This is a genomic window from Verrucomicrobiota bacterium (genome assembly GCA_016200005.1).
Taxonomy (GTDB): Bacteria; Verrucomicrobiota; Verrucomicrobiia; order Limisphaerales; family PALSA-1396; genus PALSA-1396.
Map to the genome: position 1 here is coordinate 94,123 of JACQFP010000086.1, position 17,879 is coordinate 112,001.

At 60.9% G+C, this 17,879-nt stretch carries 11 protein-coding genes; 2 read left to right on the forward strand and 9 right to left on the reverse strand.

Annotation, left to right across the window (positions count from 1 at the left end):
- Positions 1-62 precede the first annotated feature (62 nt).
- From HY298_27285 to HY298_27320, 8 genes are all read right to left on the reverse strand, one after another.
- The gene (locus tag HY298_27285) at positions 63-716 is read right to left on the reverse strand and encodes a four helix bundle protein (protein MBI3853947.1); all 654 of its coding nucleotides are present in this window, start codon (positions 714-716) and stop codon (positions 63-65) included.
- Positions 709-2,295 carry an SAM-dependent DNA methyltransferase gene (locus HY298_27290; protein MBI3853948.1) on the reverse strand — a complete coding sequence of 529 codons (1,587 nt, stop codon included), beginning with the start codon at positions 2,293-2,295 and terminating at the stop codon, positions 709-711. Before HY298_27290 ends, HY298_27285 begins: the two co-directional genes overlap by 8 nt.
- Positions 2,296-2,368: 73 nt before the next feature.
- Positions 2,369-3,373 (reverse strand): Fic family protein, encoded by a 1,005-nt coding sequence (locus HY298_27295; protein ID MBI3853949.1) that lies wholly within the window; start codon positions 3,371-3,373, stop codon positions 2,369-2,371.
- A gap of 210 nt (positions 3,374-3,583) precedes the next feature.
- The gene (locus HY298_27300; protein MBI3853950.1) at positions 3,584-4,957 is read right to left on the reverse strand and encodes a Gfo/Idh/MocA family oxidoreductase; all 1,374 of its coding nucleotides are present in this window, start codon (positions 4,955-4,957) and stop codon (positions 3,584-3,586) included.
- Between the two features lie 22 nt (positions 4,958-4,979).
- Complete coding sequence (locus HY298_27305; GenBank protein MBI3853951.1) at positions 4,980-6,320, reverse strand: Gfo/Idh/MocA family oxidoreductase; 1,341 nt, start codon at positions 6,318-6,320, stop codon at positions 4,980-4,982.
- A gap of 13 nt (positions 6,321-6,333) precedes the next feature.
- A complete protein-coding gene (locus HY298_27310) occupies positions 6,334-7,677 on the reverse strand; it encodes a Gfo/Idh/MocA family oxidoreductase (GenBank protein MBI3853952.1) in 1,344 nt (447 codons plus the stop codon).
- A gap of 147 nt (positions 7,678-7,824) precedes the next feature.
- Positions 7,825-8,610 (reverse strand): ThuA domain-containing protein, encoded by a 786-nt coding sequence (locus HY298_27315; protein MBI3853953.1) that lies wholly within the window; start codon positions 8,608-8,610, stop codon positions 7,825-7,827.
- A gap of 102 nt (positions 8,611-8,712) precedes the next feature.
- Positions 8,713-10,128 carry a dioxygenase gene (locus HY298_27320; GenBank protein ID MBI3853954.1) on the reverse strand — a complete coding sequence of 472 codons (1,416 nt, stop codon included), beginning with the start codon at positions 10,126-10,128 and terminating at the stop codon, positions 8,713-8,715.
- Positions 10,129-10,229: 101 nt separating this feature from the next.
- Between HY298_27320 and HY298_27325 the strand changes: the two genes are divergently transcribed.
- Positions 10,230-12,842: a PD40 domain-containing protein gene (locus HY298_27325; GenBank protein MBI3853955.1), complete on the forward strand. Its 2,613-nt coding sequence runs from the start codon at positions 10,230-10,232 to the stop codon at positions 12,840-12,842.
- Between the two features lie 88 nt (positions 12,843-12,930).
- Here HY298_27325 and HY298_27330 read toward each other — a convergent pair whose 3' ends face one another.
- Entirely contained in the window at positions 12,931-14,475 is a 1,545-nt protein-coding gene (locus HY298_27330) for a vanadium-dependent haloperoxidase (GenBank protein ID MBI3853956.1), read from the reverse strand.
- 524 nt (positions 14,476-14,999) lie between these two features.
- On the opposite strand from HY298_27330, the gene HY298_27335 reads away from it, so the two are divergent.
- Positions 15,000-17,873 (forward strand): FAD-binding protein, encoded by a 2,874-nt coding sequence (locus tag HY298_27335; GenBank protein MBI3853957.1) that lies wholly within the window; start codon positions 15,000-15,002, stop codon positions 17,871-17,873.
- The last annotated feature ends 6 nt before the right edge of the window (positions 17,874-17,879 follow it).

A 17,879-nucleotide genomic window follows, 5' to 3' on the forward strand; every position in this document is an offset into this window, starting at 1 on the left:
CGACCGATGGGACGGAGGGAACGGATGAGTGGCTGGCAATGGGAATGAAGCAGCGTCAGCCATCATGCGGGCCTCCACGGTGGTTGTTTGGCGCGGGCGGCCAGCCGGGCGCGGGTCATGCGTTCGCGCAGGCCGCCTTCTTTCAGGAAATCCTGCTCCAGTCGGCGGAGTTGCTGGTCGAGCAGGTAGTTGGCCTGGTGAATCAGGCAGATGAGGATGTTGGCCACCACTTCTGCCGGGCGGGTTTCGATGAACTCACGAAAGTCTTCGTAGGAGAGGTTGTCTTTCTTGCCGAGCTTGCGCACGTAGAGGGCTTCTTTGGAGTTTTTATCCCAGAGCGCGTGCCTGTGCTGGCGCAGGTAATCCTGATAGTCGCCCAGCAATTCCTCCAGGCTGGCGCGGGCCACGTTCGTGAGCTTGATCTCGGCTTCCTTGGACGTGCCGGAGATGCGGCTGCCTTCGGCGATGTTCTTGTTGCCGCTGCGCGCGGCCTGCACCATCTGGTCGTGGGTGCGGGAGCGCTTGTCTATGAAGCGGTCGCAGAAACGCGCGGTGGCGTCGTAAATGATCTGGCTTTTGGGGTAGGAAAAGAGTTTCTCGTAGCCGCCATGCGGGGGGATGAAACCCTCTGAATGGGACGGAGGAAACGGAGGCGACGGATGGCTGGCATCGGTCGCCTTCGTTTTATCAGTCGCATTTCGCTTGCGCTCAGGCATGGCTCAGAGCTTTCAGGTTTGCCCGAATCGCCTTCTCCAGCTTCGCCGATTCACTGAATTGCTCCTCAAGCGTCGCGGTGAAGCGTTTCATCTTTTGCGCGAACGGTTCTCCGTCGTCCTCGATATCGGCTGCGCCCACGTAACGGCCGGGGGTGAGCACGTGACCGTGCGCACGAATGTCGTCGAGCGTGGCGGATTTGCAGAAGCCGGCGATGTCTTCGTATTTCTCAGCGCTTTTGTCGCCCCGCCATGTGTGATACGTGCCGGCGATTTTCGCAATGTCTTCCGAGGTCAGGTCGCGTTGAACGCGGTCAATCATCCGGCCGAGTTTGCGGGCGTCCAGGAAAAGGGTTTGGCCGCGCCGGTCGCGATGAGACTTATGCGACCGATGGGTCTTATCTCTGGTGAGAAACCAGAGACAGACGGGGATTTGCGTTGAATAAAAAAGCTGGCCGGGGAGCGCGACCATGCAGTCCACGAGGTCGGCTTCGATGATGGCTTTGCGAATCTCGCCTTCACCGGATTGGTTGGAGGACATGCTGCCGTTGGCGAGGACGAATCCAGCCATTCCCGTGGGCGCGAGGTGATAGATGAAGTGTTGCACCCAGGCGTAGTTGGCGTTGCCGGCAGACGGCAGGCCGAATTTCCAGCGGGCGTCTTCCTTCAACCGGTCGCCGCCCCAATCACTCATGTTGAAGGGCGGGTTGGCCAGGATGTAGTCGGCCTTGAGGTCTTTGTGCAGATCGCGATGAAAGCTGTCGGCGGGTTCGAGGCCGAGATTGCCTTCGATGCTGCGAATGGCGAGGTTCATTCGCGCGAGCCGCCAGGTGGTGGGATTGCTTTCCTGCCCGAAGATGCTGATGTCGCCCTTGGCTTTGCCGCCGTTCCCGTTGCCGTTCGCGTGGGCTTTCACGAATTCGACCGATTGCACAAACATGCCGCCCGAACCGCAGCACGGGTCGAAGACGCGGCCTTTGTATGGCGCGAGCATTTCGACGAGGAGCTGGACGACGCAGCGGGGCGTGTAGAATTGCCCGCCTTTCTTGCCTTCGGCGCTGGCGAATTCGCTGAGAAAATATTCATAGACGCGCCCGATGATGTCCTTGGAACGGCTCTCCTTGTCACCAAGCCCGATGGTGGAGACGAGGTCCATGACGCCGCCGAGGCTTTGCTTGTCGAGATGCGGGCGGGCGTATTCCTTGGGCAGGACGCCTTTGAGCGAGGGGTTGTCGCGCCCGATGGCGATCATGGCGCTGTCGAGCAGCTTGCCGATGACGGGGTCTTTGGCTCGGCCTTGCAGGTAGGACCAGCGGGCTTCGGGCGGTACCCAGAAGATGTTGTCGGCGGTGTATTCGTCGCGGTCTTCGGGGTCAGCACCCTTTTCCTTTTGCAACTCGACGTGCTTTTCCGCGAAGGCGTCGGAGATGTATTTCAGGAAGATCAGGCCGAGGACAACGTGTTTATATTCGGCGGCGTCGAGGTTGCCGCGAAGTTTGTCGGCGGTGGCCCAGAGTGTGGCTTCAAAGCCGAGAGCGGAGTTATTCCTGTTGGAGTTCCCGGGTTTCGTCGCTCGTACCATGCCGCGAGACTAACGAAGCGGGAAAAATGTTAGAAGCAGTAATTGCAGAAACGAAGCACGCCACCCGAGGTGTTCACTTCAAGCGATAGCGACCGGATTTCAGCGTCCCCTCACGCTTGACCAAGCCAGCTTTCAGCAACGGCCGCAACAGGTCCATGGCGCCTTGTTTGGAAACCGCCAGCGCACCCCAAAGTTCGCTCGGACTCAGGCTGCCTCGTTCGCGCAATAGTTGGAGCAGTTGCTCCTGCCGCGGGCGGAGCACCAGTTTCTTGCCGCGCGACCGCGCCGAAAGTTGCTGCACCCGTTTCCACACCCGCTCCAACGTCGCCTGCAATCCCTCCGCTGTGTATTCCAACCAGGACGTCAAATCTTCTCCCGTCGTATGCACGGCCTGAAGCGCCGCGTAATAGCGCGGCCGGTCCTCCCAGTAAAATTCATCCACCGAGAAAACGTGGTGTGAATCAAATCCGCGCCGGTACAGCTCCCACAACGCGAGCGCGCGACCCGTGCGGCCGTTCCCGTCGGCGAAGGGATGAATGGCCTCAAACTGATAGTGCAAAATCGCCGAACTCAATACCGGCGACAGCGCGCGGGACTCCTTGTTCCACCATTCCAGCAATTCAAACATCAATCCGGAAACATCCTTCGGCGGCGGCGGAACATGCGCGCCAACCCGCACGCGCATCGTGCGATACCGTCCGGCTTCCCCCTGATCCATGACCGCTCCGGCCATGATTTGGTGCAGCTTGAAAATGTCCTCGTGCCGGATCGATTTGCGCGTGGCCTGCTTTTCGATGTGACGCAGCGCCGCGAAATAATTGACGACCTCACGGCGGGCGCGGGCGTTTACGGCCACCAGTTCCCGGCCTTCTTCCACGGCCCGCACCTGTTCCAGCGTCAGCGGATTGCCTTCAATGGCCGTGGACGAGTGGGCGTTGCGCGTGCGGGCATCCTTCTGCAAAGCGGGAATCCACGGCACTTGCACTGCCGCGCTCAGAATCCGCTCCCGCACCGCCGTGATGGCTTCCACCCGGGCCAGCAAAGCCGGGGTGATGGTGAATTGCGGCTGATAACTCATGGGCCAAGGATAATCCGTCAGTCAAGTGTCGGTCAAGTTATGGGTCAAGTGCTGGGGAGTGCGCAGCTCGCCCGACAGCATCTTCGGCAGCAGCGCATCGTGCAGCGTGGGGAGACTCACGAACCGAAAAAATATTTGAAGCAGTAATTGCCGGCACGAAGTACGCCACTCGCGGCTATGGCCTTGAAAAGCCCGGCGTCTGTGAATCTTCTACACGTCGGCCACCGTCCATCCGGCCCGGTAGGTTCGCCGCAGGAAATGTTGGGCGTCAGAGTGGTTCAGGAAATTCATGCGCTCGGCGTCCCATTCGAGTTTCTGGCCCGGCACGCGAATTGCCACGGTGCCGAGCAGAATGGCTTCGGTCATCGGGCCGGATTGTGCAAAATGGGATTCGGTCTTTTCGCCGCCGAGACAGGCTTCGGCGAAATGGTGGTAATGGTTTCGGTCTTTCAGTTTTGGACGCGGGTAATCCTTGAACTTGTCCTCCGGCAATAGTTGCGGCCCGCGACCGAGCGTGTTGAGCAGCGCGCCCTCGGTGCCGATGAGCATGGCCGACTCCGGCGGATAATCCTCCACCGAGTAGAGCGCCCGCACTTCCTTGGGCGGATAAAACTCGCCGTCGAACCATTCGAGCGTCCATTCCTTCGACTCGGTCAGTTCGTTGCCGGGAAAAATCCACGTGATGTGGTCGCCCTGCGGCCAGGTGTCGGCGCGGCGCTCGGGCGAGTTCTGCCACGATTGCTGCACTTCGGCGGTGACGGACTTGGGCGGTTTCATGGCCAGACCTTTCCACACCGCGTCGAAGATATGGCAGCCGATGTCGCCGGACCAGCCGGTGCCGAAGTCCTGCCACGCGCGCCATTTCGTTTGATGATAAATCTCCGGCGCGTAGGGACGCATCGGAGCGGTGCCAATCCACAGGTCCCAGTTCAGCGACGCGGGCGGTGGCTGGCCTTGCGCCGGACGGGGGCCTTTGAGTCGATAATTCTCAATGGCACCGGGGCGGTTTGAACAGAGGTAGGCGTGTTTGATTTTGCCGATGGCGCCGGTTTTGAGCATGTGCACCGTGGTGCGGTCGCCGACGCTGGAGGCCACTTGTGTGCCAAGCTGGGTCACCACTTTCTTCCGCACGGCGGCTTCGGTGAGCGCGCGCACTTCGGCCACGTCGTGGCACAGCGGTTTCTGGCAATAGACGTGTTTGCCTCGCTGAATCGCCGTCATGGCGATGGCGAAATGGCTATGGTCGGGCACCGCCACGTTCACTGAATCGATCTTGTCGCCCTCCTTTTCGAGCAGCTCGCGCCAGTCAGAGTAGAGCCGCGCGCCGGGAACTTTCTCGGCGGCATGCTTGAGGTTGTTCGCGTCCACGTCGCAAAGGGCGACGATTTGCACGCGCGGATGTTGCAGGAAATTTTGCAGGTCGCCGAAACCCATCCCTCCAACGCCAATGCAGGCGTGGTTGAGCTTGCTGTTCGGCGATGCGGCACGGCCAAGCGAAGGCAGGATGAGTGGAGCCGCGAAGCTGGCCGCTGCGGTGCTTTTCAGAAACTGCCGGCGGGAAATAGAAGGAGATAGAGTTTTCATAAGAGATGACTTGGGAATGGCGCTACGACTTGGCCGCGGCGGCCGGTTTCGGTTGCAGGTCAAAGCGCGTCTGGCCGGGGACGGGGACCGGATAGGAATTGTCAGAGGCCAGGTTGGTCGGCGCGTCCATGCCGTCGTGGCAATCTTCCGGCCGCGGCGCATAGCAGAAGTTCGATTGGTTGACCTGCTCCCAGGAGACCTCCTGGCCGGTGTAACAGGAGAGCTGGCCCATCACCGTGATCATTGTGCTGCGCGCCATGTACTCGCCGTTGTTCAGTGGAGTGCCTGAGCGGATGGCCGCGAAGAGGCGGTTGTGCTCGACCTGATACGGGTCGCACTGGCCCTGCCAGCGCCAGTTGGTTGCGCCCGTGATGCGACAAGCCTTGAGGGACGCCTGGCCCTTGCTTCCGAAGATGAGGCTGGAATCCTCGTCGTAACAACCGGTCGTCGTCCGGCAGAGCGCGTAAACGCGCGGGCCGTTCTCGAACTCGTACACCACCGAGTGATGATCGAACACGTCGCCGTAATTCGGGCCGATCATCGAGCTGCGCCCGCCCAGGCCGTGGCATTTCACCGGCACTTTGTTGCCGAGCACCCAACTGGTGCGATCCAGGTTGTGAACGAGCGATTGCACCACGTCATCGCCGGAAAGCCAGCGGAAACGATACTGGCAGCTCAACTGCCATTGCAACTCCGTCAGGCCGGGTTTGCGCTCGCCCACACCGTAGGGCGCGCGCAGAAAATTTTCCTCCATGGAAATAATTTCGCCGATGGCGCCGTCCTGGATGCGCTTCACCGTCTCCGCGTAGCCGGCGTGATAACGGCTGTGCAAGCCGGACACGATGGAGAGCTTCATTTCGCGCGCGAGGTCGCAGGCCTGTTGCATGAGGCGGACGCCTCCGGGGTCGATGCCGTGCGGCTTTTCGACGAAGACGTGTTTGCCCGCGCGAATCGCCGCCATCGCGTGCAGGGGATGAAACTTCGCGGCGTTGGCAATCAGGACAACGTCGGAGCTTTCAATGACGCGTTTGTATCCGTCGAGACCAGTGAAGCAATGGTCGTCGTCCACCGTGACCTGCGCGCCCTTCTCCTTCATGATTGCTGTGCGCTTGGCCTGGATGCGATCCAGGAAGATGTCGCACATGGCGACCAAACGCGCGCCGGGGTCGGCGGTGAGCGCCTGCGCGGCAGCACCGGCATTACGCCCGCCGCAGCCAATCATGCCCACCTTGATGATGTCGCTGCCGGCGGCGTGGGCATACCGGCTCAGGTCGAGCGTACCCAGCGCGGCGGCGGCGACGGTGGATGACTTGAGAAACGCGCGGCGAGTGACGGCTTGGTTGGAGAAGGGAATGGTTTTCATAGGCGGGGTGGAGTTAAAGCACTTTGGTCTGGCCCGGCATGGCGATGGGATATTTCCCGCCAGCGTCCGGACTGACGGGCGCGGCGTGGTCGAGGGAACTGATCTGATCGAGACCGGGCGCGAGTTTAGTGTCAGAATTAAAAGCGTCCTTCCACCTGATCAACTTGCCGGACTCGACGGCCATGCGGCCCATGATGGCGGTGAAACAGGATTTGGCGGAGCGTTCGACTTCGTTGTAAGGCCGGTCATTGCGGATGGCGTCGAACAGCAGGTCGTGTTCGTTCTGGTAATGGTCACACCGCGGACCTTGGTAATCCCAAGCGACGTTCTCCGAGGATTGCTTGTGGCCTTTGAACAGGCGCGGCTTGTGGATGCCTTCGCCGAGGACGCCGCTGCCTTTCGATCCTTGAATCACGTCGCCAAAGAAATCGTGACAACCGAGCTGGTGCCGGCCTTGCGCGTGCATTCGCGTGCCGTCCGGGAACGTGAATTCTGCGGCATAATGATCGAACAGTTGATCGGCTTCCTGGCGCACCTGTCGTCCACCCATGCCTTGGACTGATTCGGGCCAGTCGTTTTTCGCCCAACAGCAAACATCGATGTTGTGGATGAGCCAGTCCACGATGAAGCTGCCGTTGAGCCAGGTGAAATTGCTGTAGTTGGCAATCTGATGCGCCAGTTCGCTTTCGCCCGGTTTCCGCGCGACGAACCCCACCGGCCCGTGCATCCGATACGCCCAGCAGGTGATCACCTCGCCGATGGTGCCGTCGTGGATGCGTTGGATGGCCTCTTCCAGCGGGCGGTAATGCCGGCTCATCAAACCGGTGGCGACCTTGAGATTTTTTTGCGCGGCCAGTTCGCCGGCCTTCAACACCCGGCGAATTCCGGGCGCGTCCACGGCAAAGGATTTTTCCATGAACACATTCACGCCTTTCTCGACGGCATATTCGAAGTGAATGGGGCGAAAGGCCGGCGGTGTCGCAAGGATGACCAAGCCGCCTCGGCCGAGCGAATCGATGGCGTGCTTGAAGGCGTCAAAGCCGACGAACTGCCGCTCGGGCGGCACGAAGACTTGGGAGGTGAACCGCGGGCCGAGCGAGCTGAGGGCGTTGGCCACCTTGTGCGGGAAAACATCGGCCACGGCCCACAACTTCGTTGGTCCCGAAGTGGAGAGCGCGTTCAACGCGGCGCCGGACCCGCGTCCGCCGCAGCCGACGAGCGCGATCTTGATGGCGTTATCCTCGGCACAATAGCCGGCGCGCGGCGCGGCCAACGTGGCGGCGAAGGCTGCTCCGGCGACCGCTGTGCTTGAGGTTTTAAGAAACTCGCGGCGCGAAGTGAGTTGAGGCTGGTTCATGGCTTTGCCTTTCGGTGCGGGCCGACAGGCGTCCACGATCGCGTGGAGTGCGTCGTCGGCCGTTGCGACAACGTTACGAAGCGGGGCGTGCAAAAGTCTTGATATGAGTCAAGACTCTGAGGAATTGCGCGGGAGGGCGGTGGCGCTTCAGCGGGTTGGTGCGGCTGGCTCTCGACCCGCCGACCAGGCTACGGCGCGGCGCAAGAGTTCCGCGGTACCGGCCACCCGCAACGCCTTCACATCGTGCCCGAGCGGCGTGAAGAAAACACGGCCTTTGCCATAGCGATGCACGAAAGCCATTGGATGGTCGCGCTTCGTCAGTTTCGACTGCGCGGTAGCTAAGGTTTCGACGGCTTTGGCGCCCGTGAGGCAGGTGTAAAGCTCATCGTCGGTTTCGAACGAGCGATCCAGGCCGGCGGTGATGGGGTGGCTACCGTTTACAACTTCCACGCGGAACACGCCGCGTGGATCATGAGTGTTCGTGCCATCCCACACGCGGCCGAGAAGATTGGGATACTCATTCCAGTTGCTGAACGCGCCGCAGGCGAAGTGGATGCCCACCAGTCCGCCACCGCGATCCACAAAGGAACGGAGGTTTTCCTTCGCCTTGGCATCCGGCTCCGGCTTCTCCCAGTTCATGAAATGCAGGATGAGCACGTCGTAGCTCGCCAGATTTTTCGCGCCGAGTTGATACGGGTCCTTGAACACATCCACCTTGATGCGCGGGTCTTTGGCCAGTTCCTCTTGCAACACGGGTGTCGTCTCCCACCAGTGATGTCCCGGATAATCAATGCCCGTGATGATGAGCGCGCGAATGGTGTCCCCAGCCGATGCCGGGTACGCCAACGCCAGCAGCGCGATGCCGACAAACGCTGGCGACAATCGAAGTACTCGATCCAAGACTGAAGCCTGACGGGAGAAAGGAGTTTTCATTATCTGGTTCCGTTTTGGAATTTAACTTCAATCAGCGCACAACGGGACGCCGCGGTCTCCGCGACTGCGGTAATAAAGCATTCCAGTCACGTGGAAACATGGTTACTCCGGACGTTCCATTTCTTTGGACACCTGCCCGTTGACCACGGCGGGTGCCGGGTTCGAATTGAGAGGTGAGAAAGCCACCGCCTCGATCTCCACCAACAGTTCAGGCCGGCAAACGTCCGCCTGCAGGTAGATGGCCGGAATCCGCGGAAGGCGGCGTTCGCACACCTCGTGGCACTGTTCGTAGTCTTCCCTGCGCTTTACGTACACGCGCAACTTTGCGATGTCTTGCAAAGTCGCGCCCGCGCCGGGCAGGCCGTGGCGGGCGAAGTTTTCAGGCGCGATGAGCCGCTCGATGTTTTCAATGGTCTGCTCCGTCTGGCGGACGATGTCGCCGGGGTGGCAGGTCTGGGAATTGACGACGCTCGCGGTGCCGGACAAGAGTGTGGCAACGAAGTGGCCTTGGACCACCGCCATGGCGCGCGAGAACTTTGGACTGTGCGGCGAGTGTGTCGCGCGGTAATTGTAGGCTGGCGTTTGCAGTGGATTTTCGAGTGGCAGCAGAAAGACGTCGGGCCGCTGCGAATCCAGTGCCAGGCAACTCATCGTGATGGTGGTTCCGCTCGTGCCGATGCCGGTGCTGGCAGGGTAAATCGTCTCTGGTGCGCAAGCGGCGCGCGCTTTGATGCCGAATTGGATGTCGCGGTAAAAACCCGTCCGGGCGCGGTTCAATTCCTGGTAGCGCTGGCGGCCAGCTTGGCCGGAGTTGATGTGATTGACATAAAGCCACGTGCGCACCACTTGATCAAAGCCGACGCCGGCCTCGGCCAGGCGGGTTTGCATTCGATGGAAGGCGGACACCGATTCGGCGTAAGGGCCGTCCGAGCCGGCGTCACCGCGAATGCCGCCGCAGTGAATCCATCGAATCCCGTCCGACTCGACCGTGAGCAACTCCGGACCGAATCGTTGCACGGTCACGCCCGGTCCGCCCAGCGCCCACAGTTCCACGCCGAGCGCCGCGCCGCCGCACGGCGGTTGAACCACGAACGTCGTCACGGGCAGCGCTTCGCCAAAGCGGGCGCGCAGCAACTCCTGGCATTCCGCCTCGTCCGCGCCGTTCCCCAGAAAGACCATCATCGTGGTCGCCGTGAGCGGCGTCGGGTGGTGTTTGACGATGCACGCCACCTGCGCGAACAATTCTTTGGCCTGCTCGCGAAAACCACCTTGCACACGCGGCATAGCCATCACCGCCATCCGGGCCAGATGCCCAAGGTCAACCACCGCGTGGCGTTCGGGGCCAATCTTTAGTTCACAGGGCGTTCCGCAAGGCGCCGGGATGCTGCATGGAGTTGGGAGGCTCAACCGGCATTGGACCGCAGCGGGCAAACTCTGATGGACCGGTCGCCCCCTGGTCAAAGACTTGGGTTCGCGAATCGCGCCCGGCGGAGTTTCGATGGGCCTCGGTGCAGCCATTCTTCAGTATGACGCAGACCATCGGCGGGGAATCTTGACGCAGGTCAAGGAACCTTGGAGCTACCGGGCGTTTACTGGGACAGGTTTCGTTCGCAACGCTTATGCAAACCTGTTCCCGTCCATTGGCTGCGCGGCTCGCGCTTCTGCCGTGTCTGCTCATGTTGGCCTTGGTCATCTGGCCGGGCGAAACCCGTTGTGCAACGACGAATACAACGACGACTTCGGCAGCGGATTCCGCGGGCGTCAATCCCGACAGTCTCCTCGCCCGCTTTCTTGCCGGGCCAATGCGGTGCGTGGATGAAATTGTTTTTGCCGCCCGCGCATTGAATCAAACCGATGGCCATTGGTACGCGAACTTCGGCTACTACTCCTACGATCCGAATCGCAAAGCCTACGCCAACGGCACGAAGCTGTATCGTTTGAATCTCCGCACGCGCGAGCTGACGGCACTGCTCGTGGACGAGACCGGTGGCGTGCGCGACCCGCAGGTGAGTTACGACGGGAAGAGAATCCTGTTCAGCTACCGGCCCGGCGGCACCGAGCAGTATCACTTGTATGAGATGGACCTCGGCCAGGCTGAAGCAAATCCGAAATCCGAAATCCTAAATCCGAAATTGAAACAACTCACGAGCGGTCAGTTCGACGACATCGAGCCGACCTATCTTCCCGATGGCGGCATCATCTTTGTGAGCAGCCGCTGCAAACGCTGGGTGAATTGCTGGCTTACGCAAGTCGCCGTGCTGCATCGCTGTGACGCCGACGGCTCAAACCTCCGCGCGCTTTCCAGCAACAATGAGCACGACAACACACCCTGGCCGCTGCCGGATGGCCGCATCCTTTACACGCGCTGGGAATACGTTGACCGCAGCCAGGTTCACTTCCATCACCTCTGGGCCGCGAACCCCGACGGCACCGCGCAGACGGTCTGGTTCGGCAATCTGCATCCCGGCATCACGATGATTGACGCCAAGCCCATCCCCGGCAGCGACAAGATCGTGGCCAGCTTCAGTCCCGGTCACGGCCAGCGCGAACATGACGGCGTCATCACGGTCGTTGACCCCAAGGGCGGTCCGGACGCGAAAGAGCTTGCGAGAAAAATCAGCACTAGTTCGCGCTTCCGCGATCCGTGGGCATTTAACGAAGACTGCTTCCTCGCCGCCAGCCGCGACACGCTCGTTCTCATGGATGCCACCGGTCGCACAGAGGAACTCGTCAAACTCTCCGCCGCCGACCGCGCCGCCAAACTCGAATGTCACGAGCCGCGTCCACTCGCGCCGCGCCCGCGCGAACTTGTCATCCAGCCGCGCACCAAACCGGAGGATTCCACCGGCCGCATGCTGCTTGCCGACGTGCATCACGGCCGCAACATGACCGGCGTGAAGCCAGGCGAAATCAAAAAGCTTCTCGTACTCGAAACTCTTCCCATGCCCATTCACTACACCGGCGGCATGGAACCGATCAGCTACGGCGGCACGTTCACGCTCGAACGCATCCTCGGCACCGTGCCGGTGGCAGCGGACGGCTCGGCTTACTTTGAAGTGCCGGCGATGCGGAGCGTCTTCTTTGTTGCGCTGGACGAAAACGACATGGCGGTGAAACGGATGCAGAGTTTCACCAGCGTCCAGCCCGGCGAAATCCTGAGCTGCGTCGGCTGCCACGAACACCGGGCGCAAACGCCGAGCGCGGGTTTCCACGAAACCCTGGCCGTCCGCAAACCCGCCGCCCGCATCGAGCCCATCCGCGATGCGCCCCAGGTCTTTGACTTTCCGCGTGACGTGCAGCCCATCCTCGACGCCCTTTGCGCCGAATGCCACGGATACGAAAAAACTGCGCGCGGCGGCCCGCGCGCCGGACGCCTGATCCTGACCGGCGACCGCGGCCCGCTCTACAGCCATAGTTACTACATGCTCACCATCGCGCGCCTCTTTGCTGATGGACGCAATCAACCCAAAAGCAATTACGATCCGCGCGCCCTCGGCAGTTCCGCCAGCAAACTCCTCACGATGCTTGACGGCTCGCACTACGGTGTGCAAGCGACGCCGCATCAGAAAAAAATGCTGCGCTTGTGGATTGAATCCGCCGCCGCGTATCCCGGCACTTACGCCGCGCTCGGCTGCGGCATGATTGGCAATTATTCCGAGAACAACCAGATCAACACCGGCGCCGATTGGCCCGCCACGCAAGCCGCCACAGAGGTCATCCAGCAACGATGCGTGGGTTGTCACGATGAACCCAGCCGCCGTCTCCCGCTTAATCTCGCCGATGAACGTGGCGTTTCATTCTGGCAACCCAGCCTCGACGACCCGCGTCTGCTCACGAGCCGCCATATCGTGTTCAACCTCACGCGCCCGGAAAAATCCATCATGCTGCTCGCTCCGCTGGCGAAGGCCGCCGGCGGCTGGGGCGCTTGCCGCGATTTGAAATCAAATCAGCCCGCCGCTGTCTTCGCCGACCAGAACGACCCCGGCTATCGAGCTTTGCTCGCGCTCATCAACGCGGGAAAAGTTTACCTCGCCAAGGACACCCGCTTCGACATGCCCGGCTTCCAGCCCAGCGCCGATTGGGTGCGCGAGATGATACGCTACGGCGTGCTGCCTGAATCTATGAAGCCGGAGGAAGTGTCGGATGTTTACGCCGTTGAAGAAAAGTATTGGGAATCGCTATGGCATCGGCCCGTTTTCGCCTCCACGCATTCCCAAGCGCAGAATCAGTAACAGCAGCCGGAGAGGATGTTGCCTCGCGCTTCCGTGGAAGGGTGAGGTGGAATCCAAGCCGTCCTGCCTCCGCGGGTTGCAAACGCCACTACTGACCCTGCCGATGCCTTGGCAGATACAGGTGGTCAAACACATAATCCGCCACCTGTCGGCCTTGCGTGATGCCCTCGGTCTTGTCGAAGGCCCAATGGATGCCGAGGTAAATCCGGCTCTGGCCATTTTCTTCCTCAGCCTGGGAGAGCGATGAGAAGCTGCGCGGGAGCAGCGGTCGTACATTTCCATTGTTGTCTCGCGTGACGCCGTTGAATTCTTCCGACACGAACGTGAAGGCAATGTCGTCTGTTCCGTAGAAGCGGCGCAGCGTTTGAAAGACGGCGCCGCCAAATCCGGCATGGCCCGACGGATAAGCTGGGAAAGGCGGCGTGAAGTTTGGGCCTTGGAGATTGCTGGCGGGGGCGCCCAACGGTGAGAACGTCGGATCGCCAAGAGTGTCCGGGTTGCCATCGCCGGCACCCGTGGGGCCGGTGCCCGGGTCGGATTCGCGGATGCCGGTGATCGGGCGCCAGAAATCGTAGTAGTACTTCGACTCCCAGACGGCCAGGCCCGCTTCGGCCATTGCCACGTTGATCAAAGCCAGCAGCCGCGTAACTTCGACATCATCCGAGCCCATCTGGTCGGCGAGATGCAGCACCAGTTGATTATACAACCTCGGCGGCGCGCACAGGCTGGGCGTTCCGTCGTAGGCCCAGAAAATGCCGATGTAGGTTTGCTCCAAGGTGCGCTCGGTGGGTGTAACCACGCCGTCGCCGCCCAGCCGTTTCACTTCATGGTAAGCGGCCGTGTATTCCGGGCTGGTCAGGGCGGGCGGCGGTGGAATGCGAAACTGGCGGGACGATTGCATGACGAACGGAAGGCACTCGCCCCAGTGTCCGCCCAGAGCGAGGGGAATCAAGCTGATCGGATCCTGTCGCCAATGACCCGGCAGGTCGCTCGTGGGATGATCGATGCCAACGCGCGGTTCGGCGGTTTGCGAACCGTCGTTGGCGCGGAGGGCGAGAATCGCGGCGGCGGCGCGTTTGCCGAGGTTGATGCCATTCGCCCGGGCATTTTTATTTTTAACCTCTGCGAGGTCTTCCGCCAGTCGCGCGTCGAAGCTTGTCGCCTGGGAAGGGAACAATGACACCAGCGTATCATGCGCGGCTTGACTGATGGCGGCCTTCATCGAAAGTGGGCCGGAAGGCGCCCGGACGCCGGTATAGCTTTCGTACTCGCCAATCGCTGAATTCACCGTGTCGAACATCGCGATGTGAACAATCGCCATCGCCCGGCTCGCGCGGCAAGGTCCGAGTTGTTCGCCGAAGACGCGAAGCTCACCCGGCGCCACCGGAGTGTGATCGAGCCCGCTGGCATCGATCGCGATCTGGTTCCAACGACGGACCGCGTCGAGCCCTTTTCGCGGTCCATGTCTGGGACTGTTGACGAGGGGCGGAGCAGCTTGGTAGCGCGGCCCGAAGGCGGCACGAAGTCCGTCGGTTGCGACACTCGCGAAGGTAGAGAGGGCGAGAGCCAGGAATATAATTGAGAACGGTTTCATTGGGGTTTTTTTTTCGGGCCGGTGGTTGACGAACGACATTCACGGCGTGTGGCGATGGTTGAATTGTCGGCGAGGTTGGCATGGTTGGTCTGGAATTTCAAGACAAATAGCGTCTCTTTCATTCGTCAAACTTGACCGGCTGACAAGGAGTTGCTGGCGTCGGGGCTTGGCTGAGTGTCAGCAACATTCCTTTAACGATGTCCATCCAGCACCCTGACAACTCCGGCGTCGTGGAGTCAGGCTTCACGCGAATTGGACTGCTGCTGGTGGTGATGGTAATCCTCGCGATTCTGACGGCGTAGCTCCCGCCGCGCTTTCCAAAGCCAAGGCACGCGGCCAACGGACGGTATCCCGCGGCAAATCCTGGGAGTAATCTGCAATCGCGCGTCATTTACAGCCTAGATTACAGTGAAAAAATTCAAGCGTGCACCGCCGCCGCGCAGCTCATTTCGTAGGCCAAGCCCACGCGCTTGGTGACACGCTTTCCGAGCTTCAAGGAGGTTCAATCTTGCGCAGTAGATTCTGGCCACGTCATCCCGCGCGGTATAGGTTCAACCAACGCGATGACGCCGAGCCAACAACGCGCGATGATTGCTGCCGCGGATTGCGACGTCGCTTTCGACAATCTCACGAGGCAACTCTACGCCACGGACGCCTCGATTTATCAGATCGAGCCAAGGGGGGTCGCGTTCCCGCGCAGCGCCGAGCAAGCCAGCGCTGTGATTCACGCGGCAGCCGACGCTGGCCTCCCGATCACTCCGCGCGGTGCCGGGACGGGTCTGACGGGTGGTGCCATTGGCGACGGCTTGATCGTTGAATTCGCCCGGCACAACCGGCAGATCGCCGTGCTGAATCTGGAAAAGCGCACCGTGCGGGTGGGCGCCGGCGTGGTGCTCGACCAGCTCAACCAATTTCTCAAGCCGCACGGATTCTGTTTCGGGCCGGATGTGGCGACCAGTTCGCGCGCCACACTCGGCGGGATGATTGCCAACAACTCTTCCGGCGCTCACGTGCCGATCTATGGCACCACGGCGGACCACATCGAATCGCTAGAAATTGTCCTGGCGGATGGACGTATCAAAACCATCGGACCTCGCCGCGACGGGCTGAATCCGCAGCGTGAGTTGATCAACTGTTTGGTTCGTCAGCACGCCATGGAAATCAACCAGCGCATGCCACCGGGCTTGTTGAAACGCTGGCCGGGTTACGCTCTCGATCGCTGTCTGCGCGGGCCGGACAATCTCAACCACATCCTGTCCGGCAGTGAAGGCACACTCGCGGCCATCCTGTCGGCGGAATTGAAAATCGTTCCGCTGCCGCGCGACAAAGGTTTGGGTCTGATTTTTTTCGCCTCCGTTGCCGAGGCGATGCAGGCCACCGTGGAACTGCTCGACCTGAAACCCGCCGCGATTGAGCACATCGACCGGGTACTCTTAGACCAGACCAAAGGGCAACTCCAGTTTCAGGCCGCGCGCGACCTGCTCGAACTGGACGCCCGGCCGTGCGAATCGATTTTGATCGTGGAGTTCTATGACGACGTTGCGGATCGCTTGGAACTGCTCGCGAAACGACGCCTGGGTCTGCGCAAAACGATTTTGCGCGAAGCCGCTGAGATGAATCTGGTGTGGTCGTTGCGCAAGGCGGGACTTTCGTTGATCACCGGACGGAAGGGCGACGCCAAGCCCGTCACCGGCATCGAAGACACAGCCGTGAGACCGGCGCAGTTGCCGGCCTACGTCGCCGGTTTGGAATCGATCATGAAACCGCTCGGATTGAAGGTTTGCTATTACGGCCACGCCGCCGCCGGCCTCTTGCACGCTCGCCCTGTGCTCGACCTGCACAGTGCGACCGACTTGAAAAAATTTCGCCAGGTGTGCGACGAAGTTGCCGCGCTCGTACGCCAGTTCAAAGGCTCGCTCGCCGCCGAACACGGCGTCGGCATCGCCCGCACCGAGTTCATGCCCGCACAGCTCGGCGAAGAATTGTTGATGGTGATGCGCGAAATCAAGTCCTCGTTCGACCCGAAGAACCTTTTCAACCCCGGCAAGATCATCGCTGACGGTCGATTCAAAATTGACGCGCACTTGCGGCAGGGCGCGGACCACAAATTGAAATTGCCCTTCACTCCCTTGCTCGCGTTCGCCGCCAAGGACGGTTCATTCGTCCGCAATCTGGAGCAATGCAATGGCTGCGGCGGTTGTCGTAAGGACACGCCGACGATGTGCCCGACCTTCGTGGCGACCGGCGAGGAAATCATGTCCACGCGCGGACGCGCCAATGTCATTCGCGCGGTCTTGGAACGGCGCGGCATCGACGGCGGTGATCTGCTGCGCACGGCGGAATTGGAGGCCGCCCTGAGCAACTGTCTCGGCTGCAAAGCCTGCACGACCGAGTGCCCCTCGAAAGTGAACCTCGCCCTGCTCAAGGCGGAGTTGCTGCACGCGCGGCATCGGCGCGACGGCCTGCCGCTGCGTGAGCGGTTGCTGAGTTCGGTGGATGCGCTCGGCAAGCTTGGCTGCTGTGCACCGGGTCTGGTGAATGCCGCGCTCGATTGGCCGTGGCTGCGAGGATTCCTATCAAAGGCCCTCGACATTGCGGCGCGACGACCACTGCCGCATTACACGAACGAACGTTTCGACCACTGGTTTGCCCGGCGTCCAGTTGGACGGGCTTCTACTCGCGGAAGGGTCATTCTGTGGGACGATACGTTCGTGCGCTATCACGAGCCGCAGATCGGCAAAGCGGCCGTCGCGGTGCTGGAAGCGGCGGGATTTGAAGTCACGTTGTTACGGGAACGGCATTGTTGTGGCCGTCCCGCTTTCAGCCAAGGCAACCTGGATACAGCCGCGCGATTGGGACGACACAATCTGGATCTCCTGAATCACGATGGCGGTGAAGCGCCAATCGTTTTCCTTGAACCTTCCTGCTACTCGATGTTCGCGGAGGATTATCGCGAGTTGAATCTGTCCGGCATCAAGCACATCGTGAATCGTTGCTTCCTCTTCGAGCAGTTCATCGACGATTTGTTGAACCGTGAACCGGCGGCAATCCCGTTCAATCGACAGGCGGTCAGCATCGCGATCCACGCGCATTGTCATGCCAAGTCGTTGATGAACATTTCGTTCATGGCACGGCTGGCGCAACGGTTGCCCGGGCGAAAGGCGACGTTGTTGGACACCGGCTGCTGCGGCATGGCCGGCGCTTTCGGCGCGTTGGAATCCAAATACGAATTATCGCTCAAGGTGGCCGAGCCGCTGATCAAAAAGATCAAGCAACAACCTGAGGGAACAATCGTGGTCACTTCCGGCACCAGTTGCCGGCAGCAGATCGAGCATCTGACAAACGTTCGCCCGCGCCACATGGCCGAAATCATGGCGGAAGCGTTGACATTGGAAAATCGACCGGTGGCGGATGGTGTAACTCCGTTGGTGTGCTGAGAAGGA